Genomic DNA, 26,446 nt, shown 5'->3' with positions numbered 1-26,446 from the left:
TCCTTCTATAAAAATTGTTGCGGTTCGTGGTCAATACTGAGACGAAGTTCGCTATTTTCACGTTCTTGAGTTAGAGCTAAGACCTGATTAAGGGTAGAAGCCAACTCATCTTCTAAACGGTATTTAATCAAAATTTGGTAGTGGTAGAGGTTATGAGTACGAGCGATAGGTTTTGGCGTCGGACCTAGAATTACACTAGCATCCGATAAACCTGACCGCAAAATCTCCATGACTTGATAAGCACGTCTAAGAACCTCTTCTTCTTTTTTATGAGATAAGGTGATTCCAATAGTAAAATAATAAGGTGGATAACCCAACTGACGTCTAATGCCCATTTCATAGGCATAGAAACCTTCGTAGTCCTGATCCTTGGCGAACCGAATGGCATAATGCTGAGGATTATAGGACTGAATCAAAACCTGACCTGCCTTTTCAGCACGACCGGCGCGACCTGCCACCTGGGTCAAGAGTTGGAAGGTTCTCTCAGAAGAACGGAAATCAGGCAGGTTCAAGGCTGTGTCCGCATTGAGAACACCAACCAAGGTCACATTTGGAAAATCCAAGCCCTTGGCAATCATCTGGGTTCCTAGCAATATGTCCGCTTCACCATTGCCAAATTGTTCAAGTAAAGCTTGGTGACTGCCCTTTTTACGAGTTGTATCCACATCCATGCGTAGAATGCGTGCCTCTGGAAAGAGTTCCGCTAGCTCATCATAAGCCTTCTGTGTCCCCGTTCCATAATAGCGAATGCTACGACTCTGACAGTTTGGACAGACATGTGGAATTTCCTTCGTAAAACCACAATAATGACAGTTCATAGTCTTAGTATCCATATGCAGCGTCAAGGAAATATCGCAGTTTGGACAGGTATCCACGGTCCCACATTCCCGGCACATGACAAAGCTAGAATAACCACGACGATTGAGCATGAGAACAACCTGCTCTTTTTTATCCAGTCGATCTTGAATTGCCTCAATCAGTGGTGGTGTAAAATTTGATGTTTCATTCTGCCCGATGTAATCACGGAAATCAATCAGTTGAACCTCAGGAATACTTGCTAAAGGATTGGCCCGTTGAGTCAGACGTAGATGTTGATAAACACCCTTACCAGCACGCGCACGGCTTTCTAGACTTGGTGTTGCAGAACCAAGGACTAGGGCAGCTTGATTGTACTGGGCACGTAAAAGAGCCACATCTCTAGCATGATAACGCGGATTACTATCTTGCTTGTAGCTAGCCTCATGCTCTTCATCGATAATGATAACACCTAGATTTTTCAAAGGTGCAAAAATAGCAGACCTGGCCCCAACAACTACCTGAGCATCTCCACGCTCCACCTTGCGCCACTCATCATACTTTTCACCATTGGACAAGCCTGAGTGTAGGATGGCAACTTGCTCACCAAAACGAGCAATAAAGCGCTCTGTCATTTGAGGTGTCAGAGAGATCTCTGGAACTAGAACGATCGCTGTTTTTCCCATGTCCAAGGCACCTTGGATAATCTGCAAGTAAACCTCGGTTTTCCCACTTCCAGTGATTCCTTGTAGAAGAAATGGAGGATGTTGCTTCCCAATCGCTCCAACAACCGCCTCACAGGCTTGTTTTTGCTCTGGGTTTAACTCTAAGGCTTGATTTGACTCGATTCCTTCAAAGTAGGTAGCTGAACGTTGAACTTCCTTTTGAAGAATCGTCAAAGCTCCCTGTTCCACAAAGAAGTTAACTTGTTCCCGTGAGTAATGTTCTAACAAAGCAGCCAAAGGAGTACTTTCTGGATGTGCTAATAAATAATCTCGCAGTTCCAATTTCTTCTTGGCACGGTTTGAGATTTCTAGCTTTTCTAATTTGTCAAGATTCACTTGAATCCAAGACTGTGTTTTAACCTTCTTCTGGTCTATAGCCTGATACTCTAACTTCAAAAGTCCTTTGCGAGTCAATCGCATCATCTCGGCCTGCTTTTCTAAGTCTAGAGATGAAAATGCTAAGGACTCTTGCGATCCAAACAAACGGTCTCTGTCTTTCTGACTCAAGCCTTCCAGAGGATAGAGGATTTTATCATAGCTAGAATTCAAAAATCCCGGAAGCATAGCTTTTAGAATAGAAATCTTGTATGAAAAAACTGACTTACGTAGTTCTTCGGCTAGCCAGAGTTGTTCCTCCGTTAAGACAGGAGAAAAGTCCAGCACCTCAGCAATTTCTTTCAAGTCCTCATCTGCCACATCTACATCAGATTCTTGTTCCATTCCAAGAACAATTCCCTGAATCAAGCGATTGGCCTTCCCAAAAGGCACATGAACCCGCATACCAACTTCCAGCATGTCTACAAATTCCTCAGGGACCTTATAACTGTATGGTTGGTCCGTCTGCATCAAGGGAACATCCACAATGATTTTTGCAATAGCCATATCCTCACCTCCTTCTCTACTTAAATTCTTTTAATTGATTGAGTATTCTTGCAATAGAAAAAATAAGATTGAGTCCCCCCAACCTTAAATTTTTTCACCTTCTTCTTTTTCTTTCGCGATTTGCTCTTTGATTTTCTTTTCTTCTTCTTCTCTCAAGCGTCTTTCTTCTTCGATACGACGACGAACAGCTTCGCGTTTTCCTTCTGGATCTGGATGGATAATGACATTTCCAGATTCAATTTCTTCTAAAGCACGGAGAGTAGCTTTTTCAGATTTGAATTCTTGAGTTGGAGGTGCTCCAGCTTCCAATTCGTGAGCACGTTTTGCTTCCAAGATTACGAGTGAATATTTTGATGGCACCTTATCAAGCAAGGTATCAATAGAGGGTTTAAGCATCATTTGTTTGTACCTGTTTTCTATAGTTTATCGAATAGTCGGAGACTTTGGTAGCATATCCTGATAATGACCGATAACACGATCCACACGGAAATGTTCAGCTTCAATCACACGTTTGACACGTTCTGCAGCAAGAGGAACATGGTCATTGACAATGGCATAGTCATACTCACGCATCAAAGCAATTTCTTCTTTGGCTTTTTCGATACGCTGGGCGATCACTTCTGCACTATCTGTACCACGGCCTACGAGACGGTCTTGCAATTCTTCCAAATCTGGTGGTGTCAAAAAGATAAAGACAGCATCTGGAACTTTTTTCTTGACCTGGAGAGCTCCCTGAACTTCGATTTCAAGGAAAACATCAATGCCCTTATCAAGGGTTTCATTGACATAAGTCAGAGGAGTACCGTAGTAGTTGCCCACATACTCTGCATACTCTAACATCTGTCCTTGACGGATCAATTCTTCGAATTCTTCACGCGTACGGAAGAAATAGTCAACTCCGTCTACTTCACCTGGACGTTGCGCCCGTGTTGTCATAGATACAGAATATTGGAATTGGTTTTCAGAACTCTCAAAAATTTCTCGTCTAACCGTTCCTTTTCCAACTCCTGAAGGACCTGAAAAAACGATTAGTAAGCCACGGTCTGCCATGATGTCTCCTTTGGATAGTTTGTGAAATGCTTTGGAAATTCATTCAGAATTCTCTTTGTGAAGGCATTTCTGCTTACTACAATCTTTCTATCTAGTGTAACAAAAAAGCAGTAATTTTTCAACTGCTCTTTCTTATTTATTTTGCATAATCAACTGCACGAAGTTCACGAATCACGGTTACCTTGATATTTCCTGGGTAATCGAGGTTGCTTTCGATTTTCTCACGAACTTTGTGAGCTAAGATTGTGACCTTATCGTCCTTGATTTGACCTGGATTTACCATGATTCGGATTTCACGACCAGCTTGAAGGGCAAAGCTATTTTGAACTCCTTCAAAGCTATTTGCAATCTCCTCTAAGTCATGGAGACGTTTGATGTAGCTTTCAAGTGATTCGCTACGAGCTCCTGGACGGGCTGCACTTAAGGCGTCCGCTGCAGCAACGAGAACTGCGATTACACTTTCAGGCTCTACATCACCATGGTGACTAGCAATGGTATTGATCACAACTGGGTGTTCCTTATACTTGCGAGCCAATTCTGTACCAATCTCAACGTGGCTACCTTCTACCTCACGGTCAATGGCTTTACCAATATCGTGAAGGAATCCTGCACGGCGGGCAAGAGCTGCATTTTCACCAAGTTCGCTAGCCATAATACCAGCCAACTTAGCCACTTCGATTGAGTGACGCAAGACATTTTGTCCGTATGAAGTACGGAACTGCAGGCGACCCATGATCTTCATCAAATCAGGGTGAAGGTTTGGTGCACCGATTTCGTAGGCTGCAGCTTCACCATATTCACGAATTCTGTTATCAATTTCTTGACGGTTTTTCTCAACCAACTCTTCGATACGAGCTGGGTGAATTCGTCCATCCTTGAGCAAGGTTTCCATCGTCATACGGGCAATCTCACGGCGGATAGGATCAAAACCTGACAAGGTTACCACTTCTGGCGTATCATCAATGATGACATCAACCCCTGTCAAACTTTCAAAGGTACGGATATTGCGACCTTCACGACCGATGATACGACCTTTCATAGTATCATCAGGCAGATGAACTGTCGAGTTGGTAGACTCAGCTACATACTCACCAGCAATTCTCTGCATGGCTTGGGACAGGATATCCTTAGCAAGCTTATCTGAACGTTCCTTGACTTCTTGCTCCGCCTCACGAATGCGGCTAGCAATTTCCTTGGTCAAGTCTTCTTCTGTTTGAGCTAAGATGATATCTTTTGCCTCTGACTGAGTCAGACTTCCGACACGCTCTAGTTCTGCTTGCTTTTGCTTTTCAATTTCCTCTAGTTGCTCTTCACGTGCATCAAGGTTTTTTGCTCTATCAGAAATACTTTGTTCTTTTTGTTCAAGTGTTTTTTCTTTGTTCGTCAAATTATCGTCTTTACGGTCAAGGCTCGTAGCTCTCTCCGTCAAACGACTTTCGATTTGCTTGAGTTCTTGACGCTCCGACTTAAATTCAGCGTCCACTTCTTCGCGGTATTTTCTGGCTTCCTCTTTAGCCTCCAATAGTGCTTCTTTTTTAAGGGATTTGCTTTCGCTCTTGGCTTCATTTAGTAATAAATCCGCTTCGCGCTCAGCTTGTCCTCGTAAATTAGTTGCTTCTTGTTCAGCATTTAAAAGCATCAACTCTGCAGCCTCTTGTGATGATTTCATCTTGACTGAGATGCTGACATATCCAATGACTAAACCAATGATGACGGCAAAAACAACTATAACAATTGTCATAATTTCCATGTTTTTACCTCAATTTATTTGTTTATCTGAATGACATACATTCTTATACATTTTACCACAAAAAAATATTTTTAACAAACCTTAAATGGAAGTTGTTATAGTTATTTTTAGGAGCATTATCTTCATTTTCCTTAGTAAAATAAGCTTCTTAAACCTAACTATTTTTTTAAAGAAATTTTTTATAAAAAATAAGAAAAAAGTCTACCTTTCAGTAGACTTAGTTAGTTTCAATTCTGATTGGCACTCGGCCGAAATTCTGTTCTGCTATACTAGGGTGTCCCAGTTGATAGATTTGGTCTGCCTTTTGGGTTATGGCATCCCAGGGTTCTTTACCGATTCGGCTGACGAGATTGACCTGCTCCCTGAGAGCTTTAAGGTGTTGTCTGCCTTTTTCGGTAAAACCAAGGACGTGAATACCTTCTGGCCAGTCACTTTCTCTAGCCTGCACCAAGATATAGGCCAAGAGGCGTCGCACACGCGCCTTGGTGTAGCGTTTGGTAGCCACTAACTCAACCAATTCCTCAATAGATTTTGCTATTTTGATGGCTTCCTTAATACGTACAGCCATCTCTTGATTGACCTGATAAATAGTACTTAAATCTGGATTTGACAAGATTTGATAGCGTAAAAGTGAAAAATAATCTTCCCAGCTCACCTTACTAGCATTTTCAAAGAGATTAACAGAAGGCATAAAGCGTTCTAAGAAACCTTGATCTGTTTGGTGCTGACGGATGGCTGTCGCCGAAGCAAAGTCCACATCCTTGTCCACAGAATGATATCCTGCTCCCTGACGTTGAATTGGATGAAGTTTGATATTTCTTCCAGCAACTGCCTTGGCGTAGGCAAGAGCTAAGACATGATTGGGCGTATCACCCGAAAAATCAAGACCTGCAAATTCCTTCCACATGGCTTGGGTTTTCTGAGGGTAGGAGAGTGAATCAGGTAGATTGTCCACAAAATTCTCCATCTCTTGACTACGCTCTGCATATAAGTTAGCAATTTTCTGGTAATCTAGAACTTCCTCTGTCCCAAAAGCTAGGCTGTCAATTCCCAAACGAGCCAAGAGTTCAACAGCACCTTGACCGAAAAAATCTGCCGCCTGAACACTGACTAAAAATGGCAATTCTACTACCAAGTCTGCTCCATTCTCTAGTGCCATTTGAGCCCTTGTCCACTTGTCCACGATAGCAGGCTCTCCACGCTGCATGAAATTCCCAGACATGGCAACGATTTTCAGCCCATCCGCCTGTTCTAGCAGGTATTTATGGCCATTATGAAAAGGATTGAACTCCGCTATAATACCTGTAATGGTCATGATGTTCTCCCTTTCTAATGACGAAATCTACGATACCACTCAGGCAATCTCCCTCTCCAGTTAAGCCATTGTTTTTCTCCTACTGGAAGGATTTCTGCTAGTTGTTCATTACTATAATTCTTTTGCAGTTCAGGATAAGCTATCAACATCGTTGGTCTATGGCATCCGGCAACCGTCATTGGCCATGTTCCATACATTAGCATATGTCGGATATCATCCTCCGATTTTATTTCATTTACTAACATATCAAAAAGTTTCTTAGACATATCGTAAACAACTAACTCTGAAAATACGGTTCCTTCTTCCTGAACATAAAAATATTGCCCATCTTTTTCCCAAAGCGTTCCATTTTGACGGATACGATTAAACTGCGATACTTCTTCCCAAGAATATTTTGATCGAACCATATCAACCTCCTACTTCTGTGCCACAAAAAACCAACGAGTACTGGTTTCTGTAGGCTCCTTATCCTCAAAGTCAGCATAAAGCTTGAAGGACTTAAAACCAGCTTGTTCTAGCAAAATATCATAGGTCAAGACTTCGTATGTTCGCTCCTCATGCACTTCATCGTGACGACTAAAAGAACCATCCGCTTCCTTGATAAAAAAGGTCAACTCATGCACGATAGAATGTGGTGCTGCATCCTCGTAGGTATCCCAAAGCATGGCAAAGTCTTCTGCATTTTCATGGTAAGAATAGCCTGGAAAAACTTCATCTGTCTGGTAAGTCGAATGCACATCAAAGATAAAGACCCCGTCCTCATTGAGAGCATTATAGACTTCTTTAAAGACATCCCCTACTTCCACCTCATCCTGCATGTAGCAGATAGAATCGGAATAACAGGTCACAAAGTCGTATTTACCAGCCTTGGACAAATCCAGCATATTGCCTTCCATAAAACCAATCTTTTGCTTGGCTGATGCCGCTCTCTTCTCAGCAATCTTCAACATGTCCGCGCTCAAGTCCAGTCCAGTCACTTCAAAACCAGCCTGAGAAAAGCGCACTGACTGGATGCCTGTCCCACAAGCCAGCTCCAAGAGTTTCTTTCTCTCCTTAGTCTTGGGCAAATGACGGAGGGAAAAATCCGTCCATTTATCGTATAAACTATCATCCATCACAGCATCGTAAACAGCCGCAAAGGTTTCGTAAGTTGCCATAATCATGATACCAAGAGCCTCCATGGCAAACACCACTCGCCCTATACCTTTCTATCTTTTTTTCTAAAATAAGCAAAGAAACCCAGTTGACTGCAACTGAGTTCAATTGTAACACTATAGTCTTTTCGTTTGCTTTTAGTACTAGGCAACGAATTGCAGGCATAACTAGAGTTAGGCAAAATGAGTTAACGCCGTAATAAAAGATAAAGGAAAAGACTATAAGGTTTCAGATAAATCTACTGATTCTGCCTCATGCCATAGTTTTTCTAGGTTATAGTGGGCACGCATTTCTTCTGAGAAGATATGCACAACGACTCCACCAAGGTCTAGCAAGACCCAGCCTCCAGCTGCATCACCTTCAACATGGCTACCTTTAAAGCCAGCTTGAGCTACTTTTTCACGGATATTTTCAGCGATAGCATCCAACTGACGGCTATTCATTGAGCTCGTGATGACAAAGTAATCTGTCACACTGGTCAATTCTTGTACGTCAAGTGCGAGGATGTCCTCGGCACGTTTCTCATCAGCCGCTTTCACGACTAGTTCTAGTAATTCTTTTTCGTTCATTTAGTCCTCTTTCAAATAGTGCACATAGGCGTTATAGGTTTCAAGGGTTTGGGGATAGATAGGCAATCCCTGGCGAGCCAAATGTTCCACAGTGCGAGCTGTTTCATAGGCTACTGCCTTATTGAGTGACAAACTTGCAATCTCACGCGCCTGGTCCACCCCTGGAAAAGCACGATTATGCTCGATGTAGTCTGCGACGTAGATAACCTTATCAAGGTCCGTCATCTGGCCAGCTCCAACTGTATGAATTTCAATAGCTCGCAGGATTTCAGAATCTTGTAAATCCAAATCTTCCTGAATCTTGTAGATACCGACCATGCCATGCCAGACATTATTGCCCCAGTTTTTAAGATCAGGGTCCATCTGATAACGGTCTATCAAGTCTAAAAACTCTTGATCTGATAGCTTTTTAGCATAGTCATGAAGGAGACCTGCCAAACCAGCTTTCTCAACATCCACACCAAAGCGCTGAGCCAATTCTATGGCTGCACGCTCTACACCCAGACAATGGGTTAGACGTTTCTCGGGTAGAAGCTCTGCCATTTTTCCCAACAATTCTTCACGCGAACAGTTGATATAGTCTTGGTATGCCAATCAGTAAAGCCCTTCTTTCTCGATATAGTCTAGCACTGGTTTGGGTAGGAGAAAGTTAGGGGTGCGACCTTGAGCGATGAAATCACGTACCATACTGGATGAAATATCCATGAGAGGCACATCCACCCAGATGACTGGATAAGAAGTCCCAGCCTTGTATCGTGGTCGCTGAACTCCTACAAACTGAACGAGGTCGACCAGTTCATCAATTCTATACCATTTGGGTAAATAGTCTACCATGTCAGCACCGATGATAAAGTAATAATCTGTATCTGGATTCTTCTCTGTCAGAATCTTCATGGTGTCGTAGGTGTAGGAAATTCCCTTACGCTCCAGCTCGATTTTCTCAATAGCTAAACCTTCGATTCCATCGATAGCCAATTCAAGCATCTTGAGGCGGTGGTGTTCAGAAATGGTTTCCTTTTTGTCTACGTGAGGTGGTTGGTATTCAGGCATAAGCAGAACTTGATCCAATCCCAACTGTTGGCGCACTTGGTCTGCGACGATAAGGTGGGCATTGTGAACAGGGTTAAAATTTCCCCCTAAGATTCCAACTTGCTTACGTTTTTTATCCTTGATTTCTGGCTCTAACTCCACTTTTGTAAAGGGAGTTAATAATTCGATTGCCATAGGCTAATCTCCTTTAGTCTTCTGTAAAAACAGTTTTTTGGAGTATATTTTTAGATTTCTTTAACTTTTTTTGAAATCTTACGATTTTCTTTCTTGCTTGATTGTTTATACAAAATCAAGATACGCCCAATTTTTTGTACTGTATCCACACCGATTTCTTCTTCCAAGATTTCAGCTACTTCGTGGATGTTTTCATCTGTGTTTTGCAAGAGAGTAACCTTGATCAATTCGCGGGCATCAAGTGCCTGACGAACGCTAGTTTTGATTTGGTCGTTGAGTCCATTTTTCCCGATTTGAATAATGGGTTTGAGGGTGTGTGCCTGGCTGTTGAGGAAGGCACGTTGTTTCGATGTTAATGACATAATTTCTTCCTTTTTGATAGTTATTTTAGGTGGTGGGGGACGGTCGGAACTAATTTCCAAAGATTTCATCTTTGAAAAATGGATTTCCTGACCTCACAATTGAGCCTAGGTCTCAATTGCGCCCCTTGCCAATCTATAGATTGGCAATCACACCACGGCAATAACTATCTCTACATGAGCTCACTTTGTTCGCTCAGTGATTTTATTTTAAATAATTGCTTTTCGTGTGACGACGGCGACGCCTTCTGGTGCCCATACGGCTACTTTGGCAGTTCCTGTTACACGAATCCAGCCTAGTCCTGAGATAACTAAGTCTGTCTTGTCTTTGATATTAAAGACATGCTCTACAAGTTTTGGAAAATCTTCTTTTTCCTTGCTATTTGGTGGTGTAAGGAGGGTTCCAAGGTGCTTTTCGTAAAAGTCACTCGCTCCTTCAAGCTTGGTACGATGAAGTTTGAGTTCATTGTCAAAGAAAGCTGTGAAACCTTGCTTTTCTCCTGCAATGAAATCAAAACGTCCCAAACCACCTAAAAAGAGAGTTTGCTCAGGATTGAGCTGGTAGGTTTTAGGTTTGATTTCCTTTTTAGGACTGACATACTTGAGGTTTTTGGCTGTCAAGTAGTGGGCCATCTGATGACGATGGATAATTCCCGGTGTATCATAGATATAAGAACCATCATCAAGTGGGATCTCAATCTTATCTAAGGTTGTCCCTGGGAAACGTGATGTTGTGATGACATTCTGGTCACCCGTAATTTCCTGGATAATGGCATTGATAAGAGTTGATTTTCCAACATTGGTAACCCCAACTACATAGACGTCACGACCCTTACGATAGTGCTCAATTTTATCAATGACTTCCTTGATAGCATACTTGTTTTGGGCTGAAGTCAGAACGACGTCAACAGGACGTAGACCTTCTTCATGGGCACGTTCCATGAGCCATTGACTAATCTTACCAGCCTTAACAGACTTAGGAAGGATGTCTTTTTTATTTCCAACCAAGAGAACATCGTTGCCTGATACAAAGCGAGGCAATCCTGGGATAACAGAACCATTAAAGTCAAAGATATCAATCACATTGACCACCAAGGCATCACTGTCTCCTACCTCGTGCAAGAGTTTTAGGAAATCATCATCCGTCAACTGGACATCTGTGATTTCATTGTAATGACGAAGACGGAAACAACGTTGGCAATAAACTTCACCAGTTTCCAAACCTTTTTTGAGTGCTGACTGAGGTGTAAAACCAAGACCAGTCTTATCTGTCGTCTGAATGGTTGCTCCACAGCCAATACAGAGAATTTCTTCCATAGTTAGATTCCTTTTTTATATGTGATAGGACCGTACTTTTCAGTGATTTTTTTCATGACACGGCGCTCACGAGCTCTGTTAATCTGTGTTTTGATAGAGTCGTGCTGCACCAAGGGCTTGACCAAAATCGAACGAATCCCTGCTCGGTGAGCAGCTCGAATATCCGTCATGAGTTGATCCCCAACCATGACCACTTCGTTTTTCTCATAGTGGAATTCCTTCATGGCGCGGTCAATCCCGAAAGTAAAGGGCTTCAAAGCCCAATAAACATAGTCAATCCCAAATTTTTCAACTGCACGTTGAACCCTTTTTTTAGAGTTATTGGACACCACGATGATACGAATACCTGCATCACGAAGGTCATGTAACCACTGTTTCATTTCTGGAGTCCCATCAGGATTATTCCAAGCAATCAGAGTGTTGTCCAAATCCACCAAAACAGCTTTGATCCCTTGGTTTTTCAGGCTTTGGACTGTCAAATCATAAACTGCTTCCACAGCAAAATCTGGCATGTAATTTTCAATCGCCATTCTGGCTCCTTCTCTTTTATTTTCTAGTAATTTTCTTCAGCCATTGAGATAAGGCCGCCCATAAAATCAAGCTAGCCATTAGGATATAAATCCAAGCATTTGGCTCTTCTGTAAATGGTAGAGGAACATTCATTCCGAAGAAACCTGTAATAACCGCAAGTACTGCTAGTAAGACGGAGATAATAGTCAAAACTGTCAAACTATCATTCAGGTTATTGTTTAGGATGTTGTTGTAAGAAGATGAGAGTTGTTGCAAGACTTGAGAAATCAAGTCTGTCATAGACACCAACTGATGGGCTTCAATCATTGCATCATCAAACTGCTCTCGTTCGACTTCATTAAATCTCCGATAAAGAGCATGGCCCTGGATATGTTCCAAGAGGAGTCGATTTTGTTTTGCCGCTGCTGTTAAGTAAACCATACCAGTCTCCAAGTCAGAAAGAGCAAAGAGGTTTTTCTTGGTTGTTCTCTGACGAAGTAAGCTGTTGACTTCATCTTTACTCTTATCCATCTTTTCAATGATTGGATAATAGGCGTTACTAATGATTTCTAGACTAGCAAAAAGAAATTTGTAAATAGAAAGCGACTCATGGCTATCTAGATAAGCTAACATCTGATCAATGACATAAGCATTCTTATGGTTGCTGATGGTAATCATTCGTTTGTTTTCAACGATAAAGGTCATGGGAATCGCTTCATAGTAATCCTTGTCCTTTTCTAAGTCCAGAACATTGTAGATAAAGGTCACAGTCCCATTCTCACGGTTGTAATCCATGTGGGCACGTTCATTTTTATCCAGCGCATATTCGATGGTTTCCTTATCCAATCCGTAGATTTCAGATAAATCTTCAAGATTTTTAATTTTTTCTACATCTAGATTAATCCAAACACAACCATTTCCTAATTGCTCATCTAAAAACATCGTTTCTCCTTTACCAAACTCCCTCTATTGTACCACAAATCAAGTAAAATTTCAGTTCAATTCGTCTCTTGAAAAATTGCTAACCACAGTAATATTACGGTTGGGAACAAAGTGGAGAGCCTGGTCTTCACCTCTTAGTTGAGTGGTTCGAATTCCGACACTAACTACTTTTCCCGATACAGTAATGGGACCATTTGTCAAAACAACTTCATCTCCTACATCCAACTGGCGTTCAAAGAGAATAAAGAAGCCATTGATAACATCTGATAAGAAGCCCTGCGCCCCCATACCAATTGCAACTCCGGCAATCCCAGCACCAGCTAGTAAACTGGATACAGGAAGTCCTAGGATAGACAAAATGCAGTAAACTAAAAAGAAATAAAGGGTGTAATTAAAAATATTTTCTAATAAACGCGAGATTGTCTTTTGTCGTCCTGCATCACGATTTGAATACTTAAGTGAAGGCTTGACAATTTTCTTGACAGCTGCGTGGAGAAGCTGTTTAGCTATGTAAAATAGCACAAATAAAATTAAAAGAGAAATCACTTTCGTTAAAAGATTCTCAAATACCGTTGTTAAATCTAGCTTATTAAAATAACTTTTAAAAAATTCTTGCATGTAAAACTCCTTTCTAATTATTATACCACAAAACGAAGTTGTGTCTGGCTTCATAAATATTCATTCTGCCTATACTATTATTAGATTCACTTGATTTCAAAACATATTTATACTATAATCAAACCACTACATGGAGAACAAATTATTTTCTCAATAACTCTCTTGGAATAGACCTTTCTACCTCACCTACTACTATAACTTTAAAGCATTTATCTCAAGGAAAGTATTCTATGTCTATCACACAACGCACTCTTAAACTAGTCCTAGCAACTTGTTTTGCTTGTTTACTAGCCTACTTTTTTGATTTGTCATCAGCTGTTTCAGCTGGTATCATTGCTATCTTGAGTCTTTCTGATACTCGAAGAAGCACGATCAAGCTAGCCCGCAATCGTCTTTTTTCAACTCTTCTAGCTCTCTTAGTTGGTGTTATTGCCTTTCAACTAACTGGTTATCATATCTGGAGCTTTGGACTTTACTTAGCAATCTATGTTCCTCTAGCCTATAAACTGGGTTGGGAAATTGGAATCACTCCTAGTAGCGTTCTGGTCAGCCATCTCTTAATCCAACAATCAACAACACCAGCACTTTTACTGAATGAGCTCTTACTCTTCCTAATCGGTACTGGATTTGCACTTCTGGTCAATCTCTACATGCCTTCACGTGAAAAAGAAATTCAACATTATCATACGCTTGTTGAAGAAAAACTCAGAGATGTTCTTCTACGGCTTTCTTACTATCTGAAAAGAGGAGATGGCCGTAATCAGGCTCAACTTGTAAATGAACTTGATCAATTGCTTGAGGATGCTCTTAAGCTAGTTTACCTCGATCACTCTGACCATCTCTTTCACCAGACAGATTATCATATCCACTACTTTGAGATGCGACAAAGACAAACGCGTATCTTAAGAAATATGGCTCAACAAATCAACACATGCCAACTAGCAGCTAGTGAGAGTTTGATTGTCGCTCAGCTCTTTTCAAAAACAGCTAGCCAATTGAGTCAAACAAATCCAGCCTATAACTTATTGAATGATATTGAGAGCTACCTAGAGGTGTTTCGCAAGCGATCTCTCCCTAAAACTAGAGAAGAGTTTGAGACACGGGCAACCCTATTACAACTCTTTCGTGAATTAGAACATTTTATCCAGATAAAAGTAGATTTCTACAACCGTTATTCTGACAAAAACAGTAACAAATAAAAACTTCTATCGGCAACTGAGTTGCTGATAGAAGTTTTTTGTTATGAATAGATTTAATTTTCGCGCTTCTTTCGAATCGACATGAGACTGATATCTCTCAAACTAAAGTAAGTAAGAGCCAGCATTCCCAATGTAATAAAGATTTCTGCTGGAAGTTGGAAAATCTGTAGGGCAGACAAGAGCAACAAGATTACGAGGGCAACAAGTCCAAAGACTAATATTACAACGTTGACCGTCCCCTTGATACTTTGAGGTGTCGCAAATACATAGAGTAGTAATAAGAGTATCCCTATGATTAAATAGACCATCTTTATCTCTTTCTAGCTCTTATTCAGCTGATTTTTTCTTTTTGTTTGCTTTCTCACGCTCTGCCTTGTTGAGGATTTGCTTACGCAAACGGATAGATTCAGGTGTTACTTCCATGTATTCATCATCGTTCAAGAACTCAAGTGATTCTTCAAGTGTCAAGATACGAGGAGTTTTGATAACCGCTGTTTGGTCCTTAGTAGCAGAACGAACGTTAGTCATTTGTTTTGCCTTCGTGATATTAACAGTCAAGTCATTTTCACGAGAGTTTTCACCGATGATCATTCCTTCGTAAACCTCAGTACCTGGGTTGACAAAGATAGTACCACGTTCTTCGATAGACATGATAGAGTAGGTTGTAGCCTTACCAGCATCGATCGAAACAAGGGCACCACGGTGACGTCCGCCAATTTCCCCTGGAATCAATGGCAAGTATTGATCGAAGGTATGGTTCATAATCCCGTAACCACGAGTCATTGACAAGAACTCAGTTGAGTATCCAATCAAACCACGCGCAGGAACTAGGAAGACCAAACGAGTTTGACCATTACCAGTTGAAATCATATCCAACATTTCACCCTTACGTTCAGAAAGGCTTTGGATAACAGATCCTTGGTATTCTTCTGGTGTGTCGATTTGCACGCGCTCAAATGGCTCACACTTCACACCATCGATTTCTTTGACGATAACTTCTGGACGAGATACTTGAAGCTCGTAACCTTCACGACGCATAGTCTCGATGAGGATTGACAAGTGCAATTCCCCACGTCCTGAAACTGTCCACTTATCTGGTGAGTCTGTTGGATCTACACGAAGAGATACGTCTGTTTGCAATTCTGCTTGAAGACGCTCTTCAACCTTACGAGAAGTCACCCATTTTCCTTCACGACCAGCAAATGGTGAGTTGTTAACCAAGAAGGTCATTTGAAGAGTAGGTTCGTCGATGTGAAGAACTGGAAGAGCTTCAACTGCATCTGTTGGAGTGATTGTTTCCCCAACGAAGATATCTTCCATACCTGATACGGCAATCAAGTCACCAGCCTTAGCTTCTTGGATTTCACGACGTTCCAAACCAAAGAAACCAAAGAGTTTTGTAACACGGAAGTTCTTGGTTGTACCATCCAATTTAGAAAGAGTAACTTGGTCTCCGACCTTAACAGTACCACGGAAGACACGTCCGATACCGATACGACCAACGAAATCATTGTAGTCCAAGAGTGACACTTGGAATTGAAGTGGCTCATCTGAGTTATCGATTGGAGCTGGAATGTGGTCAATAATGGTATCAAAGATTGGCGCCATAGTCTTTTCTTGGTCTGCTGGATCATCTGACAATGAAGATGTTCCGTTGATTGCTGAAGCATAGACTACTGGGAAGTCAAGCTGATCATCATCTGCACCAAGCTCGATGAAGAGTTCCAAAACTTCATCCACTACTTCTGCTGGACGAGCTGATGGTTTGTCAATTTTATTGATAACGACGATTGGGACAAGGTCTTGTTCCAAAGCTTTTTTCAATACGAAACGAGTTTGAGGCATAGTACCTTCGTAAGAATCCACTACTAAGACTACACCATCAACCATTTTCATGATACGTTCAACTTCTCCACCGAAGTCCGCGTGTCCTGGTGTGTCCATGATATTGATACGAGTTCCGTTGTAGGCAACTGCTGTATTCTTCGCAAGGATGGTAATTCCACGCTCTTTTTCAATATCGTTTGAGTCCATTGCACGTTCAGCTAATTCTGTACGCGCATCAAGAGTTTCAGATTGTTTTAATAATTCGTCAACGAGGGTCGTTTTCCCGTGGTCGACGTGGGCGATAATCGCGATGTTACGGATATCTTCTCTTAATTTTGTCATGATTTCCTCTGTTATATTCAAAAATTTATTTTCTAACTGAGCAATTATACCACAATTTTAAGCAAATGACTTAACTCAAGTAAGTGTAAATGTTTTCAAAAGAAAATTCATGACTTATCTTTTCTTTTCAAAAATCCCGACTTGTGATAAGATAGGCTGGTATGCGTTTAGATAATTTATTAGCCCAGGAAAAAATCAGTCGAAAAGCCATGAAACAGGCTCTCCTAAAAAAAGAAATTTTAGTTGATGGACTCCCTGCTAGTTCCCTTGCACAGAATGTTGATACGGGATTACAAGAGTTGATTTTTCAGGGTAGAAAAATCCAAGGATATGAGCACACCTATCTCATGCTTCACAAACCAAATTGTGTCGTGACAGCAAGCAAAGACAAGAAGCTCCCCACGGTTATGGATTTACTACCTCAATACCTCCAATCAGACCAACTCTATGCTATCGGTCGGCTAGATCGAGATACGACGGGGCTCCTCCTCTTAACGGATAATGGCCCTCTAGGTTTTCAACTTCTCCACCCTCAATATCATGTCGATAAAACTTATCAAGTTGAGGTGAACGGCTTGCTCACACCAGATCACATCCAGCAGTTCAAAAACGGGATTGTCTTTCTTGATGGAACTATTTGTAAACCTGCTCAGCTTGAGATTCTATCTTCAAGCCCTAGTCTCAGCCGAGCCACCATCACCATCTCTGAAGGGAAATTTCATCAGGTCAAGAAAATGTTCCTCTCAGTTGGTGTCAAGGTCACTGCCCTCAAACGAGTTCAGTTCGGAGATTTTCTATTAGATCCTGATCTAGCAGAAGGTCAATACAGACACTTGAATAAAGAGAAATTGAAAATTATTAAAAACTACTTAGAGAAAAGTGGATAAAACAAAAAAAGCTTTAAAACTAAAGCTTTTTTAGATTCTTGCTAAGCTATAAAATAAAGCGATGTCCACAATCCAGCTAAGGACAGAAACTACGATCCCCACGATACTTAGGATTCTTTCTCTTTTAAAGTCTAGACCAGATTCTTTTTGACTTGAATTAGCTATGACTAGTCCAACGATACCTAGAATCAGTCCTACTATTGGAGATGGCAATCCAAGGACGATAGATAGGATACCTAAAACAAGTGATGCTTTTTTCTTTTCTTGTGTATTCATATTATAAAACTCCTTAAATTTATTACAGATGCATTATACCATACAAAGCGATTTTATCTATTGTGAAATCAATTTTGTAGTATGAAAACTTCCCCCTGAGTCAAGAAGCATTAGAAATGATTCCTACCTATTTCGAGAAGATTGAATCAAACAAAAAAAGCTTTAAACATAAAGCTTTTTTGTTTTTGATTAGCCAAAAATCATTACGAGGGCTGCAATCCAGTTAAGTACAGAAATGACAATACCTACGATATTGAGAATTTTTTCTGTTTTATACACTAGTCCAGATTGTTTTTCGTGCGAATTAGCCAAAACAAGTCCAATGATACCCAAAATAAGACCTACGATTGGAGATAACAAACCAAGGACGATAGATAGGATACCTAAAACAAGTGATGCTTTTTTCTTTTCTTGCATAATAAAAACTCCTTAAATTTAATACAAATTAATTATATCATAAAAAGCTAGATTTATCTACAATTCAATAACTTTTTACAGAATATTAGCTAGTCTTAACCTTGCCTGTCCAAGAATCCAATCCGTAAGAAAGGATATAGATTTCTGAGAAACCTTGTTTTTTCAAGAAAAGTGCTGCATTGGTTACACGTTGCGCACGTTGGTTTTCATATAGAAGGACAGGTTTATCCTTGCGAAGAGCTGCAAGACTTGTCTTCAATTGATTTGAAGGAATATTACGAGCCCCGAGGATATGTTTTCTGTGGAAGTCAGCTGGCTCACGCAAGTCAATTAGCTGACCTGTACGAATCAAAGATTCAAACTCTGCATTGTCTACAATTTTTGCTGCACGGCGAATACGAAGATAGTTGTATCCCATCCATGCCAACATCGCCACTACAAGTCCCCATAATACCCAAGTTACCATAATATCTAATCTCCATTTTTTTCTAAATAGTCTAATTCTAGTTTGTGCTCTCTGCGAAGAACAGCCTCCGCTTCTAGATAATCCAGTTTATCCATCAAACCAGCATCATAGATTCGAGATAGTTCAATCTTCATTAATTCAATGTCATAAAGACGTTTGCCCATATAGACAAGAATACCGAACTGTTTGAGAAATTGTTGCACATCGTAGAGTGTTTTCATAGCTTTCATTTTAGCAAAAAATCAGAGTTTTTTCAATAGTTCCCTTGGAGGATTGCTCTTTTTACTATTATCTAGTTTTCTTCACACTATGACAAAGAAGAAAGCCTACTGTCATACCAACGATATTTTGCACAAGATTTGGGACGATTTCTGGTATGGCTGCTCCCCAACCATTCATCCAAGCCGATGCAAAAGCGTAACCTGCTACCATGATGATGGTTGCCAAGACTAATCCTAGCCACTGCCATTTCCCTTTAACACCTGCCAAATATCCCTGTGAACCATGGAAAATCAAGCTGAAGAACATCCACTGAGGGTAACCTGAAATCAGGTCAATTAGAAATCCCGCTAATCCTCCGACAACAGCTCCTTCGCGACTCCCAAAGTAAAAGGCCGTAAAGAATATTCCTGCATCCAAAAGTGTTAGAAATCCTGTTGGTGTTGGGATTTTTACGAAATAGCCCAAAACTACGGATAGAGCTGCTAGGATGGATACTAGGGCGATTTTACTTGTTTTGGTTTGCTTCATATTGTCTTACTCCATACTGATCTGCTTGTGCAATGGCACGGTAAACAAAGGCTTTGGAACTTTCAATTGCTGGTAAGAGCTCCTCTCCCTTGACTAACTGGCTGGCAATGCTCGATGCAAAGGTACAACCAGCACCAGCATTTTGTCCTTCTAAGACTGGATTCTCAAAAATGGTAAAATTCACTCCATCATAAAAGACATCCACAGCCTTATCCTGACTGAGACGATTTCCACCCTTAATAATCACTGCTGGCGCACCCAAGTCATGTAATTTCTGCGCTGCAGACTTCATATCTTCTAAGGTTTCAATCTTTTGACCTGCTAGCAATTCTGCCTCAGGAAGATTGGGTGTAATGACAGTCACATAAGGGAAAAAGCGAATCAACTCTTGACAAAGCTCGCTGACAGCAACATCATGCGTTTCCTTACAAACGAGAACTGGATCCAATACCACTGGAACTCCTGCGCGTTCCTTGATAAAGTTAAGAGCTTTCTCAGCAACACCAACAGTCGGTAAGAGACCAATCTTAATCCCTCCAAAGTCTACGCTCTTGAGACTATCCAACTGTTGTTGGAAAATAGTCTCATCTGTCGGAAAGACCTCAAATCCATTTTCTGTCAAAGCAGTTAAGCAAGTCATAGCTACAAAACCATGCAAACCATTCAAGGTATAGGTCGCAAGGTCAGCAGCTAGTCCACCACCACTAAAAATATCATTTCCTGAAAGTGCCAAAATACGATTATTCTTCATAACGAATCTCCTTCAAATACAAACCATTGGGTGCTGCAGTTGGACCTGCCAACTGTCTGTCTTTTTTCTCCAAAATCAGGTCAATCTGCTCTATCGGCATTCTGTTATTACCAATTTTCAGCAAGGTCCCGACCATATTTCGAATCTGCTTATAGAGGAAGCCATTGCCAGAGAAAGTAAAGGTCAAAAATTGACCGGTCTCGTCAACCCTAAGACTGGCTTCCGTGATTGTTCTTACCTTGTCCTCCACACTTGTTCCGGCAGCAGTAAAACCGGTGAAATCATAGGTTCCTTCTAATTTCTTCACAGCCTTTTGCATGCGTTCCACATCTAGTGGATAGGGATAGTGGGTGGCATAATGACGTCTCATAGGATTTTTAGGACGCCCTCTATCCACGATAAACTCGTAGGTCTTGCTATGCTTGGCATAACGGCAATGAAAATCATCAGTCACGATCTCAATCGAAATCACATCGATGTCTTCAGGACTTTGGGTATCAAGAGCAAAGCGAAGTTTTTCCTCATCCATCTGATAGGGGAGATCAAAGTGGATGACCTGCCCTAGAGCATGAACACCACTATCCGTTCGCCCTGCACCATGGATGGTAATGGCCTGCCCTTTATTTAATTTGGTTAAAGTTTTTTCAATTTCCTCTTGGACACTACGCGCGTGTGGTTGCCGTTGAAAGCCAGCAAAGGCGTAGCCATCATAGGAAATGATTGCTTTATATCTAGTCATGTATCTATTTTATCAAGAAAATTTCTCTGCAACAAGTTTGAAAACCAAAAATTGTACGGGTGCAGTTTTAGATATCAACTAGTCCTTACCTCGATTTTCTCATTATATATTTTCGTACAGGTACTTCAACCATTTGAACGATTTCAAAACCTTCTTTTTGGTAAAGATTGTGAGCTGTTTGATTTGCCTCGTAGACATTTAGAGAAATAGTATCTATGTCTTCATTTTCAAAGGCCAAACTAACAAATTTCCTTAAAGCCTGGCTACCTAATCCCTGCCCCTGTTTCTGAGGATTGATAAAAAATCTCCCGATATGAAGATTCCTGTCTTCTAGCCTGATTTTCTGGATAAGCCCCACAAACTCTTGTCCATCAAATATTGAAAAAATTCCTTCCAAATCTTGCAAGACTTGAATTGTCAAGGGAAAAGGAATCATTGGTCCCATCCATTGCTTCTGAAAACTTTCTCCCAAAGCATTAGACCAGCGACAAATGAGTTGGGCATTTTCTATCTGAAGTCCTTTTTCAAAGTGAATTTTCATATTTGCTCCTAAAATTTCTCCTTTATCCAACTATTATACTCTTTCTCTTATTTTTTCCGAATAAATAAGTATGATTCATCTTTACTTTTTTCTTGTTGGAGCTATTATTGCTTCCTTTCTAGGTCTTGTCATTGACCGCTTTCCTGAGCAGTCTATTATCTTTCCTGCTAGTCACTGCGATTCTTGTCAGACTCGTTTGAGACCACTGGATTTGATTCCATTTCTCTCACAGGTATTCAATCGCTTTCGCTGTCGCTATTGCAAGTCAAGCAATCCTGTCTGGTATGCCTTCTTTGAGTTATCTTTGGGACTGCTCTTTCTAGCTGAGTCTGTGGGATTTTTAACTTTGGGGCAAGTCATCTTGATAACTGCCGGCTTGACTTTGGGCATCTACGACTTTCGTCATCAGGAATATCCCTTGCTCGTCTGGCTGATTTTTCACTTATTCCTCATGTTTTTCTGTAGTTGGAATCTGGTCATGGCTTTCTTATTGATTCTTGGAATCATTGCTCACTTCATCGATATCCGCATAGGTGCAGGGGATTTTCTCTTTCTGGCCTCCTGTGCTCTTGTTTTTAGTCTTACTGAAATGCTGATTTTAATTCAATTCGCTTCCACAACCGGCATTCTAGCCTTTCTCCTACTAAAGAAAAAGAAAAGACTACCTTTTGTGCCTTTCCTCTTGCTGGCTGCTTGTATGATTATTCTTGGTAAGCTACTGCTTCTCGGATAAAGTCAGCGATTTCTGCTACTTGTCCTTCATGTAGAGCCTTAACAATCTCGGAACCGACGATGACGCCGTCTGATACTGCATTAAATCGTTCGACATCATCCTGTGTGGATACACCAAATCCTGTCAAGACTGGAATATCTGCCACTTGATGCAGTTGAGACAAGTGCTTGTCCAAGTCATCTCGGTAATTTCCTGATTTCCCTGTCACCCCGTTAATAGCAACAGCATAGACAAAACCTTCAGCCCCTTCAATGAGTTCCTTTTGACGCTCCATTCCTGTCGTCAAGCTGACAAGTGGAATCAAAGCAATGTCTGTATTCACCAAAAAGGGCTCTACAAAGTTAGCGTGCTCATGAGGCAGGTCTGGAATAATCAATCCCTTAACCGCTGTATCAGCAAGATCTCTGACAAATTTCTCCACACCGTACTGAAAGAGGGGGTTAAAGTAGGTCATGATAACAAGTGGAACTTCTGTTTCAATAGTCTTCAAAGTTTCAACTAGAGCCTGTGTAGAAGTACCATTAGCTAGACTGCGCAAGCCTGCTTCTTCGATAACTGGACCATCTGCAACTGGGTCTGAGAAAGGAACTCCCACTTCAATAGCAGACACACCCAAGTCTTCTAAAAAGTGGATTGTTTCAGCAAGTCCATCCAAACCTTTTTCATGGTCTCCAGCCATGATATAGGGAACAAAAATTCCCTTTTTTGCTGCTTTAAGAGTTGTCAGTTTTTCTGTTAAAGTCTTAGGCATGAGCTTCTCCCTTCTTTGCTGCATCTGCTTCCAAGCGGTCTTTAACTTGAACTACATCCTTGTCCCCACGACCTGATAGGCAGACAATCATAGACTTGTCTGGGCCAAGTTCTTTGGCCAATTTCACCGCAAAGGCGATGGCATGGCTAGATTCCAAAGCTGGGATAATTCCTTCTACACGAGACAAGAGTTGGAATCCTTCCAAGGCTTCCTCGTCTGTCACTGGTACATAGGTCGCACGTTTGATATCGTGGTAATGAGAATGTTCTGGACCGATACCAGGATAGTCCAAACCTGCTGAGATTGAGAAAGCTTCTAAGATTTGACCATGAGCATCTTGTAGCACATCCATAAGCGAACCGTGAAGAACACCTGGACGACCCTTGGTCAAGGTAGCTGCGTGGTGCTCTGTATCCACACCGAGTCCTGCTGCTTCAGCACCATACATAGCTACTGTCTCATCTTCCACAAATGGATGGAAGAGCCCGATGGCATTCGAACCACCACCAACACAGGCTACTAGGGCATCTGGCAGATTTTCACCTGTCAAATCACGGTACTGTTGCTTGGCTTCTCGTCCGATCACACTTTGGAAGTCACGAACAATTTCTGGGAAAGGATGAGGTCCCAAGGCAGAACCAAGGATATAGTGGGTATCATCGATATTTGCCACCCAAGAACGAAGGGCTGCATTGACTGCATCCTTGAGCACGCGAGATCCATCTGTCACAGCCTCTACCTTAGCTCCTAAAAGCTCCATGCGGAAAACGTTGAGGGCTTGGCGTTTGACATCTTCCTCGCCCATGTAGATGGTACATTCCATGTTAAAGAGTGCCGCAGCTGTTGCAGTTGCCACACCATGCTGACCGGCTCCTGTTTCAGCGATAATTTTCTTCTTGCCCATGCGTTTAGCCAGTAAAACTTGTCCTAAGGCATTGTTAATCTTGTGGGCGCCTGTATGGTTGAGGTCTTCACGTTTAAGGTAAATCTTGGCTCCGCCGATATGCTGGGTCAAGTTTTTTGCGTAGTAAAGAGGAGTTTCACGACCTACATACTGGCGCAAAAGTTGGTTTAACTCTTCTTGGAAACTTGGATCTGCCTGACTTTCACGATAAGCCTCTTCCAATTCCAATACTGCTGTCATCAATGTTTCTGGGACAAAACGTCCACCGAATTTTCCGTAAAATCCATCTTTATTTGGTTCTTGATATGCCATTCTTTACCCTCTCTATAAATCTTCTAATCTTTTCATGATCTTTTTGTCCGTCTGTTTCTACCCCACTTGATACATCTACTGCATAGGGAGTAAAGTGTTGAATTGCTTCTTCTACATTATCTTCGTTTAGCCCGCCTGCGATGAAGAAAGGCTGGGCTAGTTCTGTCGTATCCAGTCGACCCCAGTCAAAGGTTTGTCCACTCCCTGCGACAGGAGCATCAAAGAGTAGATAATCTGCCTGAGAATTGGGTACATGCCCCCTTTCATCGACCTGAACAGCCTGAATGCTGCCACAAGGTAAATTTTCAAATAGTTTATCTACTACCTGACCATGAACCTGCACCAAGTCTAAGCCAACCTTTTCAATCGCTTCTAGTAAGTCCGCCCGACTGGGTGAAACAAATACACCAACTTTTTGAATATGGCTAGGAATAAACTTAGCCAGCTCTATGGCTTGTTCTACGGTCACCTGTCTTTTGCTAGGAGCAAAGACAAAACCAATGTAGTCTGCTCCAGCCGACACAGCGGTTTTTACGGCTTCTTTGGTCGATAGTCCACAAATCTTAACCTTTGTCAATCTGCAACTCCTTGATTCTCTGGGCTACATCTTCTGCTTGCATGAGGGCTGTTCCTACTAAAATTCCGTTAAAGTATGGTGCTACTCGTTTTGCATCCTCCCCTGTAAAAATAGCAGATTCGGAAATGTAGAAGCAATCATCCTTAAAGTGTTTGGCCAAGTCTACGCTGGTCTGTAAGTCGACTTCAAAGGTTGTTAAATTGCGATTGTTGACACCAATAATTTGAGCTCCAAGTCTATGAGCCACTTCCAGTTCAACAAGATTATGAGTTTCCACCAAAACTTCTAGACCAAGATCTGTCGCGTAGTCGTAAAGCTCCTTCAGTCGTTTTTCAGATAAGGCCGCTACGATGAGCAATATGACGGTCGCACCTGCATTGCGAGCACGGATGATTTGCTTTTCATTGATGATAAAGTCCTTGTTCAGTGTCGGGATCTGTACCTGACTGGAAATCTCTCGCAGATAATTCAAATGTCCTTTAAAGAAAACCTCATCTGTCAGAACAGAAATCATAACCGCGCCGTTAGCCTCGTAAGTCTGGGCCTGTTGTACGATATCCACATCGAGATTGATATCACCTAGACTTGGACTTGCCTTTTTGACCTCAGCAATGATTTGCAAACGGTCTTGATGATTTTTTAAATATTCACTCAACCGATAAGTTTGACGCAAGGATTGAAGCTCCTCTCGCTCCATCTTTTCAACTTCACGCATCTTTTGCTCTAGGATACGTGATAAAAATTCCTGACTCATCTTTGATACTCCTGTAATAGTCTGAGTTTTTCAAGGGCCTTACCACTGGCAATTACTTGACGTGCCAATTCAACTCCGTCCTTGATACTGTCTGCTTTACCATTGGCGTAGAATCCTAGACCTGCATTTAAGACTGTTGTTTCCAAGAATGGACTTGGTTCGTTATTAAGAACACTGACAAGAATTGCTGCATTCTCATGAGCATTTCCTCCACGAATGTCTTCAATAGCAATGCGTTCCATTCCCAAATCTTCTGGAGTAAAGGTTGATAAAGTAATTTCACCATTTTCAAGAAGGGCAATGCTGGTAGTTCCATTCAACCCAGCTTCATCCAACCCTTCTGGACCAGCTACTACAATAGCACGTTTGCGACCCATGTTTTTCAAAACCTGAGCAGTACTTTCCAGAAGTTCAGGACGACTGATTCCTAGAAGCTGTGTTTCCAAGACCATTGGATGGATGAGCGGTCCTGTCAAATTCATGATGGTTGGAATTCCCAACTCCAAACGAGCTGGCATGATGTATTTCATGGCTGGGTGCATGTTTTTGGCAAAGAGAAAAACGATTCCTGTTTGGTCAAATACCTTACCCAATTGTGATGGTTTAAGGTCAATATTGATTCCCAAAGCTTGCAAGACATCTGCTGACCCAGATTTAGAGGAAATTGAACGATTACCATGTTTGGCCATGTGGATTCCTCCACCTGCCAAGACAAAAGCTGCAGTTGTAGAAATGTTGAAGCTAAATGACTTATCTCCACCTGTACCGCAGTTATCCATAGCATCTTGAATATTTGTTGGAATGTGTTGAGCATGTCCTCTCATAACTTGAGCGAGGGCTGTTCTTTCTTCAGGTGTTTCTCCCTTCATTTTAAGAGCTAAAAGTAGTGAAGCGATTTGTGCTTCTGTCACTCGCCCTGTCACGATGCGTTCGATCACATCTGTCATTTCAACACTTGATAGGTCTTCAAAGTTTGCTAATTTTTCAATAATTTCTTTCATTTTGTGTT

The 26,446-nt window shown here is 41.5% G+C and carries 33 protein-coding genes; 3 read left to right on the top strand and 30 right to left on the bottom strand.

Features of this window, described 5'->3' with window-relative positions; genetic code table 11:
* Positions 1–5: 5 nt before the first annotated feature.
* The 15 genes from O3643_RS05890 to O3643_RS05820 all read right to left on the bottom strand — a co-directional run bounded on the left by O3643_RS05890 (position 6) and on the right by O3643_RS05820 (position 13,211).
* A complete protein-coding gene (locus O3643_RS05890) occupies positions 6–2,402 on the bottom strand; it encodes a primosomal protein N' (RefSeq protein WP_371500498.1) in 2,397 nt (798 codons plus the stop codon).
* 84 nt (positions 2,403–2,486) lie between these two features.
* Complete coding sequence (rpoZ, locus tag O3643_RS05885; protein WP_314943841.1) at positions 2,487–2,801, bottom strand: DNA-directed RNA polymerase subunit omega; 315 nt, start codon at positions 2,799–2,801, stop codon at positions 2,487–2,489.
* Between the two features lie 24 nt (positions 2,802–2,825).
* Complete coding sequence (gene gmk, locus O3643_RS05880) at positions 2,826–3,452, bottom strand: guanylate kinase (protein ID WP_000775049.1); 627 nt, start codon at positions 3,450–3,452, stop codon at positions 2,826–2,828.
* 136 nt (positions 3,453–3,588) lie between these two features.
* Positions 3,589–5,202 (bottom strand): ribonuclease Y, encoded by a 1,614-nt coding sequence (locus O3643_RS05875; protein ID WP_004251393.1) that lies wholly within the window; start codon positions 5,200–5,202, stop codon positions 3,589–3,591.
* Between the two features lie 217 nt (positions 5,203–5,419).
* Complete coding sequence (locus O3643_RS05870; protein WP_371500495.1) at positions 5,420–6,517, bottom strand: nucleotidyltransferase; 1,098 nt, start codon at positions 6,515–6,517, stop codon at positions 5,420–5,422.
* Positions 6,518–6,531: 14 nt separating this feature from the next.
* Positions 6,532–6,924 (bottom strand): hypothetical protein, encoded by a 393-nt coding sequence (locus tag O3643_RS05865; RefSeq protein ID WP_223332577.1) that lies wholly within the window; start codon positions 6,922–6,924, stop codon positions 6,532–6,534.
* Between the two features lie 9 nt (positions 6,925–6,933).
* Complete coding sequence (locus tag O3643_RS05860; protein ID WP_371500755.1) at positions 6,934–7,674, bottom strand: class I SAM-dependent methyltransferase; 741 nt, start codon at positions 7,672–7,674, stop codon at positions 6,934–6,936.
* Positions 7,675–7,890: 216 nt separating this feature from the next.
* A complete protein-coding gene (gene rsfS / locus O3643_RS05855) occupies positions 7,891–8,241 on the bottom strand; it encodes a ribosome silencing factor (RefSeq protein WP_371500493.1) in 351 nt (116 codons plus the stop codon).
* Positions 8,242–8,835 carry a bis(5'-nucleosyl)-tetraphosphatase (symmetrical) YqeK gene (yqeK, locus tag O3643_RS05850; protein WP_371500491.1) on the bottom strand — a complete coding sequence of 198 codons (594 nt, stop codon included), beginning with the start codon at positions 8,833–8,835 and terminating at the stop codon, positions 8,242–8,244.
* Entirely contained in the window at positions 8,836–9,465 is a 630-nt protein-coding gene (locus tag O3643_RS05845; RefSeq protein ID WP_371500489.1) for a nicotinate-nucleotide adenylyltransferase, read from the bottom strand.
* Positions 9,466–9,515: 50 nt separating this feature from the next.
* The gene (gene yhbY, locus O3643_RS05840; protein WP_000060171.1) at positions 9,516–9,827 is read right to left on the bottom strand and encodes a ribosome assembly RNA-binding protein YhbY; all 312 of its coding nucleotides are present in this window, start codon (positions 9,825–9,827) and stop codon (positions 9,516–9,518) included.
* Positions 9,828–10,034: 207 nt separating this feature from the next.
* A complete protein-coding gene (gene yqeH, locus O3643_RS05835; RefSeq protein ID WP_371500487.1) occupies positions 10,035–11,141 on the bottom strand; it encodes a ribosome biogenesis GTPase YqeH in 1,107 nt (368 codons plus the stop codon).
* Between the two features lie 2 nt (positions 11,142–11,143).
* Complete coding sequence (locus tag O3643_RS05830; protein WP_371500485.1) at positions 11,144–11,671, bottom strand: YqeG family HAD IIIA-type phosphatase; 528 nt, start codon at positions 11,669–11,671, stop codon at positions 11,144–11,146.
* Positions 11,672–11,687: 16 nt separating this feature from the next.
* A complete protein-coding gene (locus tag O3643_RS05825) occupies positions 11,688–12,593 on the bottom strand; it encodes a magnesium transporter CorA family protein (protein ID WP_371500483.1) in 906 nt (301 codons plus the stop codon).
* Between the two features lie 51 nt (positions 12,594–12,644).
* A complete protein-coding gene (locus O3643_RS05820) occupies positions 12,645–13,211 on the bottom strand; it encodes a mechanosensitive ion channel family protein (RefSeq protein ID WP_006152683.1) in 567 nt (188 codons plus the stop codon).
* 230 nt (positions 13,212–13,441) lie between these two features.
* On the opposite strand from O3643_RS05820, the gene O3643_RS05815 reads away from it, so the two are divergent.
* Positions 13,442–14,410 carry an aromatic acid exporter family protein gene (locus O3643_RS05815; protein ID WP_371500480.1) on the top strand — a complete coding sequence of 323 codons (969 nt, stop codon included), beginning with the start codon at positions 13,442–13,444 and terminating at the stop codon, positions 14,408–14,410.
* Between the two features lie 53 nt (positions 14,411–14,463).
* Here the strand turns inward: O3643_RS05815 and O3643_RS05810 are convergent, their stop codons facing one another.
* Positions 14,464–14,718: a DUF3165 family protein gene (locus O3643_RS05810; protein WP_004251425.1), complete on the bottom strand. Its 255-nt coding sequence runs from the start codon at positions 14,716–14,718 to the stop codon at positions 14,464–14,466.
* Positions 14,719–14,737: 19 nt separating this feature from the next.
* Positions 14,738–16,579 carry a translational GTPase TypA gene (gene typA, locus O3643_RS05805; protein ID WP_004251427.1) on the bottom strand — a complete coding sequence of 614 codons (1,842 nt, stop codon included), beginning with the start codon at positions 16,577–16,579 and terminating at the stop codon, positions 14,738–14,740.
* A gap of 161 nt (positions 16,580–16,740) precedes the next feature.
* Between typA and O3643_RS05800 the strand changes: the two genes are divergently transcribed.
* On the top strand, positions 16,741–17,466 hold the full coding sequence (locus tag O3643_RS05800; RefSeq protein WP_371500478.1) for a pseudouridine synthase: 726 nt from the start codon (positions 16,741–16,743) through the stop codon (positions 17,464–17,466).
* Positions 17,467–17,496: 30 nt separating this feature from the next.
* Here O3643_RS05800 and O3643_RS05795 read toward each other — a convergent pair whose 3' ends face one another.
* The 8 genes from O3643_RS05795 to O3643_RS05760 form a co-directional block, all read right to left on the bottom strand.
* Positions 17,497–17,742: a DUF4190 domain-containing protein gene (locus tag O3643_RS05795; protein ID WP_371500476.1), complete on the bottom strand. Its 246-nt coding sequence runs from the start codon at positions 17,740–17,742 to the stop codon at positions 17,497–17,499.
* A 189-nt stretch (positions 17,743–17,931) separates the two neighbouring features.
* Positions 17,932–18,159, bottom strand: coding sequence for a hypothetical protein (locus tag O3643_RS05790; protein WP_004251438.1), 228 nt, complete (start codon positions 18,157–18,159; stop codon positions 17,932–17,934).
* Between the two features lie 85 nt (positions 18,160–18,244).
* On the bottom strand, positions 18,245–18,625 hold the full coding sequence (locus O3643_RS05785) for a rhodanese-like domain-containing protein (RefSeq protein ID WP_004251440.1): 381 nt from the start codon (positions 18,623–18,625) through the stop codon (positions 18,245–18,247).
* Positions 18,626–18,630: 5 nt separating this feature from the next.
* On the bottom strand, positions 18,631–18,855 hold the full coding sequence (locus tag O3643_RS05780) for a YqgQ family protein (protein ID WP_024053574.1): 225 nt from the start codon (positions 18,853–18,855) through the stop codon (positions 18,631–18,633).
* A gap of 58 nt (positions 18,856–18,913) precedes the next feature.
* Positions 18,914–19,375 (bottom strand): ECF transporter S component, encoded by a 462-nt coding sequence (locus tag O3643_RS05775; protein ID WP_371500473.1) that lies wholly within the window; start codon positions 19,373–19,375, stop codon positions 18,914–18,916.
* A complete protein-coding gene (locus tag O3643_RS05770; RefSeq protein WP_371500471.1) occupies positions 19,353–20,126 on the bottom strand; it encodes a bifunctional hydroxymethylpyrimidine kinase/phosphomethylpyrimidine kinase in 774 nt (257 codons plus the stop codon). The genes O3643_RS05775 and O3643_RS05770 overlap by 23 nt, the downstream gene beginning before the upstream one ends.
* Positions 20,116–20,865 carry a tRNA pseudouridine(38-40) synthase TruA gene (gene truA, locus O3643_RS05765; RefSeq protein WP_371500469.1) on the bottom strand — a complete coding sequence of 250 codons (750 nt, stop codon included), beginning with the start codon at positions 20,863–20,865 and terminating at the stop codon, positions 20,116–20,118. The genes O3643_RS05770 and truA overlap by 11 nt, the downstream gene beginning before the upstream one ends.
* Before the next feature lie 85 nt (positions 20,866–20,950).
* The gene (locus O3643_RS05760) at positions 20,951–21,406 is read right to left on the bottom strand and encodes a GNAT family N-acetyltransferase (RefSeq protein ID WP_371500467.1); all 456 of its coding nucleotides are present in this window, start codon (positions 21,404–21,406) and stop codon (positions 20,951–20,953) included.
* A 70-nt stretch (positions 21,407–21,476) separates the two neighbouring features.
* Here O3643_RS05760 and O3643_RS05755 point away from each other — a divergent pair, with 70 nt between their 5' ends.
* Positions 21,477–22,139, top strand: coding sequence for an A24 family peptidase (locus O3643_RS05755; protein WP_371500465.1), 663 nt, complete (start codon positions 21,477–21,479; stop codon positions 22,137–22,139).
* On the opposite strand, the gene trpA is transcribed toward O3643_RS05755, so the two are convergent.
* From trpA to trpD, 5 genes are read right to left on the bottom strand one after another with little or no spacing between them, the layout of a single operon-like run.
* Positions 22,108–22,890, bottom strand: coding sequence for a tryptophan synthase subunit alpha (gene trpA / locus O3643_RS05750; protein ID WP_371500463.1), 783 nt, complete (start codon positions 22,888–22,890; stop codon positions 22,108–22,110). The two genes, O3643_RS05755 and trpA, sit on opposite strands and share 32 nt — an antisense overlap.
* The gene (gene trpB / locus O3643_RS05745) at positions 22,883–24,106 is read right to left on the bottom strand and encodes a tryptophan synthase subunit beta (protein WP_223332552.1); all 1,224 of its coding nucleotides are present in this window, start codon (positions 24,104–24,106) and stop codon (positions 22,883–22,885) included. Before trpB ends, trpA begins: the two co-directional genes overlap by 8 nt.
* On the bottom strand, positions 24,084–24,683 hold the full coding sequence (locus O3643_RS05740) for a phosphoribosylanthranilate isomerase (RefSeq protein ID WP_371500461.1): 600 nt from the start codon (positions 24,681–24,683) through the stop codon (positions 24,084–24,086). Before O3643_RS05740 ends, trpB begins: the two co-directional genes overlap by 23 nt.
* Entirely contained in the window at positions 24,670–25,437 is a 768-nt protein-coding gene (trpC, locus tag O3643_RS05735; RefSeq protein WP_061863618.1) for an indole-3-glycerol phosphate synthase TrpC, read from the bottom strand. The genes O3643_RS05740 and trpC overlap by 14 nt, the downstream gene beginning before the upstream one ends.
* Complete coding sequence (gene trpD, locus O3643_RS05730) at positions 25,434–26,438, bottom strand: anthranilate phosphoribosyltransferase (protein ID WP_036759294.1); 1,005 nt, start codon at positions 26,436–26,438, stop codon at positions 25,434–25,436. The genes trpC and trpD overlap by 4 nt, the downstream gene beginning before the upstream one ends.
* Between the last annotated feature and the right edge of the window lie 8 nt (positions 26,439–26,446).

It is taken from the genome of Streptococcus sp. 20925_1_44 (assembly GCF_041432435.1).
Taxonomy (GTDB): domain Bacteria; phylum Bacillota; class Bacilli; order Lactobacillales; family Streptococcaceae; genus Streptococcus; species Streptococcus infantis.
Note: the sequence above shows the minus strand (reverse complement) of the source record. Positions and strands in the feature narration are given on the sequence as shown.

Excerpts from the sequence above, each read along its gene's own strand:
- O3643_RS05870 (WP_371500495.1), bottom strand. The coding sequence starts at position 6,517 with ATGACCATTACAGGTATTATAGCGGAGTTCAATCCTTTTCATAATGGC.
- typA (WP_004251427.1), bottom strand. The coding sequence starts at position 16,579 with ATGACAAAATTAAGAGAAGATATCCGTAACATCGCGATTATCGCCCAC.
- trpD (WP_036759294.1), bottom strand. The coding sequence starts at position 26,438 with ATGAAAGAAATTATTGAAAAATTAGCAAACTTTGAAGACCTATCAAGT.
- O3643_RS05890 (WP_371500498.1), bottom strand. The coding sequence starts at position 2,402 with ATGGCTATTGCAAAAATCATTGTGGATGTTCCCTTGATGCAGACGGAC.
- yhbY (WP_000060171.1), bottom strand. The coding sequence starts at position 9,827 with ATGTCATTAACATCGAAACAACGTGCCTTCCTCAACAGCCAGGCACAC.
- truA (WP_371500469.1), bottom strand. The coding sequence starts at position 20,865 with ATGACTAGATATAAAGCAATCATTTCCTATGATGGCTACGCCTTTGCT.
- trpC (WP_061863618.1), bottom strand. The coding sequence starts at position 25,437 with ATGAGTCAGGAATTTTTATCACGTATCCTAGAGCAAAAGATGCGTGAA.
- O3643_RS05845 (WP_371500489.1), bottom strand. The coding sequence starts at position 9,465 with ATGGCAATCGAATTATTAACTCCCTTTACAAAAGTGGAGTTAGAGCCA.
- O3643_RS05795 (WP_371500476.1), bottom strand. The coding sequence starts at position 17,742 with ATGAATACACAAGAAAAGAAAAAAGCATCACTTGTTTTAGGTATCCTA.
- rpoZ (WP_314943841.1), bottom strand. The coding sequence starts at position 2,801 with ATGATGCTTAAACCCTCTATTGATACCTTGCTTGATAAGGTGCCATCA.
- trpB (WP_223332552.1), bottom strand. The coding sequence starts at position 24,106 with ATGGCATATCAAGAACCAAATAAAGATGGATTTTACGGAAAATTCGGT.
- O3643_RS05785 (WP_004251440.1), bottom strand. The coding sequence starts at position 18,625 with ATGGTAACTTGGGTATTATGGGGACTTGTAGTGGCGATGTTGGCATGG.
- O3643_RS05865 (WP_223332577.1), bottom strand. The coding sequence starts at position 6,924 with ATGGTTCGATCAAAATATTCTTGGGAAGAAGTATCGCAGTTTAATCGT.
- O3643_RS05860 (WP_371500755.1), bottom strand. The coding sequence starts at position 7,674 with ATGGCAACTTACGAAACCTTTGCGGCTGTTTACGATGCTGTGATGGAT.
- O3643_RS05810 (WP_004251425.1), bottom strand. The coding sequence starts at position 14,718 with ATGGTCTATTTAATCATAGGGATACTCTTATTACTACTCTATGTATTT.
- O3643_RS05825 (WP_371500483.1), bottom strand. The coding sequence starts at position 12,593 with ATGTTTTTAGATGAGCAATTAGGAAATGGTTGTGTTTGGATTAATCTA.
- O3643_RS05790 (WP_004251438.1), bottom strand. The coding sequence starts at position 18,159 with ATGCAAGAAAAGAAAAAAGCATCACTTGTTTTAGGTATCCTATCTATC.
- O3643_RS05755 (WP_371500465.1), top strand. The coding sequence starts at position 21,477 with ATGATTCATCTTTACTTTTTTCTTGTTGGAGCTATTATTGCTTCCTTT.
- gmk (WP_000775049.1), bottom strand. The coding sequence starts at position 3,452 with ATGGCAGACCGTGGCTTACTAATCGTTTTTTCAGGTCCTTCAGGAGTT.
- rsfS (WP_371500493.1), bottom strand. The coding sequence starts at position 8,241 with ATGAACGAAAAAGAATTACTAGAACTAGTCGTGAAAGCGGCTGATGAG.
- O3643_RS05775 (WP_371500473.1), bottom strand. The coding sequence starts at position 19,375 with ATGAAGCAAACCAAAACAAGTAAAATCGCCCTAGTATCCATCCTAGCA.
- trpA (WP_371500463.1), bottom strand. The coding sequence starts at position 22,890 with ATGCCTAAGACTTTAACAGAAAAACTGACAACTCTTAAAGCAGCAAAA.
- O3643_RS05820 (WP_006152683.1), bottom strand. The coding sequence starts at position 13,211 with ATGCAAGAATTTTTTAAAAGTTATTTTAATAAGCTAGATTTAACAACG.
- O3643_RS05815 (WP_371500480.1), top strand. The coding sequence starts at position 13,442 with ATGTCTATCACACAACGCACTCTTAAACTAGTCCTAGCAACTTGTTTT.
- O3643_RS05830 (WP_371500485.1), bottom strand. The coding sequence starts at position 11,671 with ATGGCGATTGAAAATTACATGCCAGATTTTGCTGTGGAAGCAGTTTAT.
- yqeH (WP_371500487.1), bottom strand. The coding sequence starts at position 11,141 with ATGGAAGAAATTCTCTGTATTGGCTGTGGAGCAACCATTCAGACGACA.
- O3643_RS05760 (WP_371500467.1), bottom strand. The coding sequence starts at position 21,406 with ATGAAAATTCACTTTGAAAAAGGACTTCAGATAGAAAATGCCCAACTC.
- O3643_RS05875 (WP_004251393.1), bottom strand. The coding sequence starts at position 5,202 with ATGGAAATTATGACAATTGTTATAGTTGTTTTTGCCGTCATCATTGGT.
- O3643_RS05800 (WP_371500478.1), top strand. The coding sequence starts at position 16,741 with ATGCGTTTAGATAATTTATTAGCCCAGGAAAAAATCAGTCGAAAAGCC.
- O3643_RS05780 (WP_024053574.1), bottom strand. The coding sequence starts at position 18,855 with ATGAAAGCTATGAAAACACTCTACGATGTGCAACAATTTCTCAAACAG.
- O3643_RS05770 (WP_371500471.1), bottom strand. The coding sequence starts at position 20,126 with ATGAAGAATAATCGTATTTTGGCACTTTCAGGAAATGATATTTTTAGT.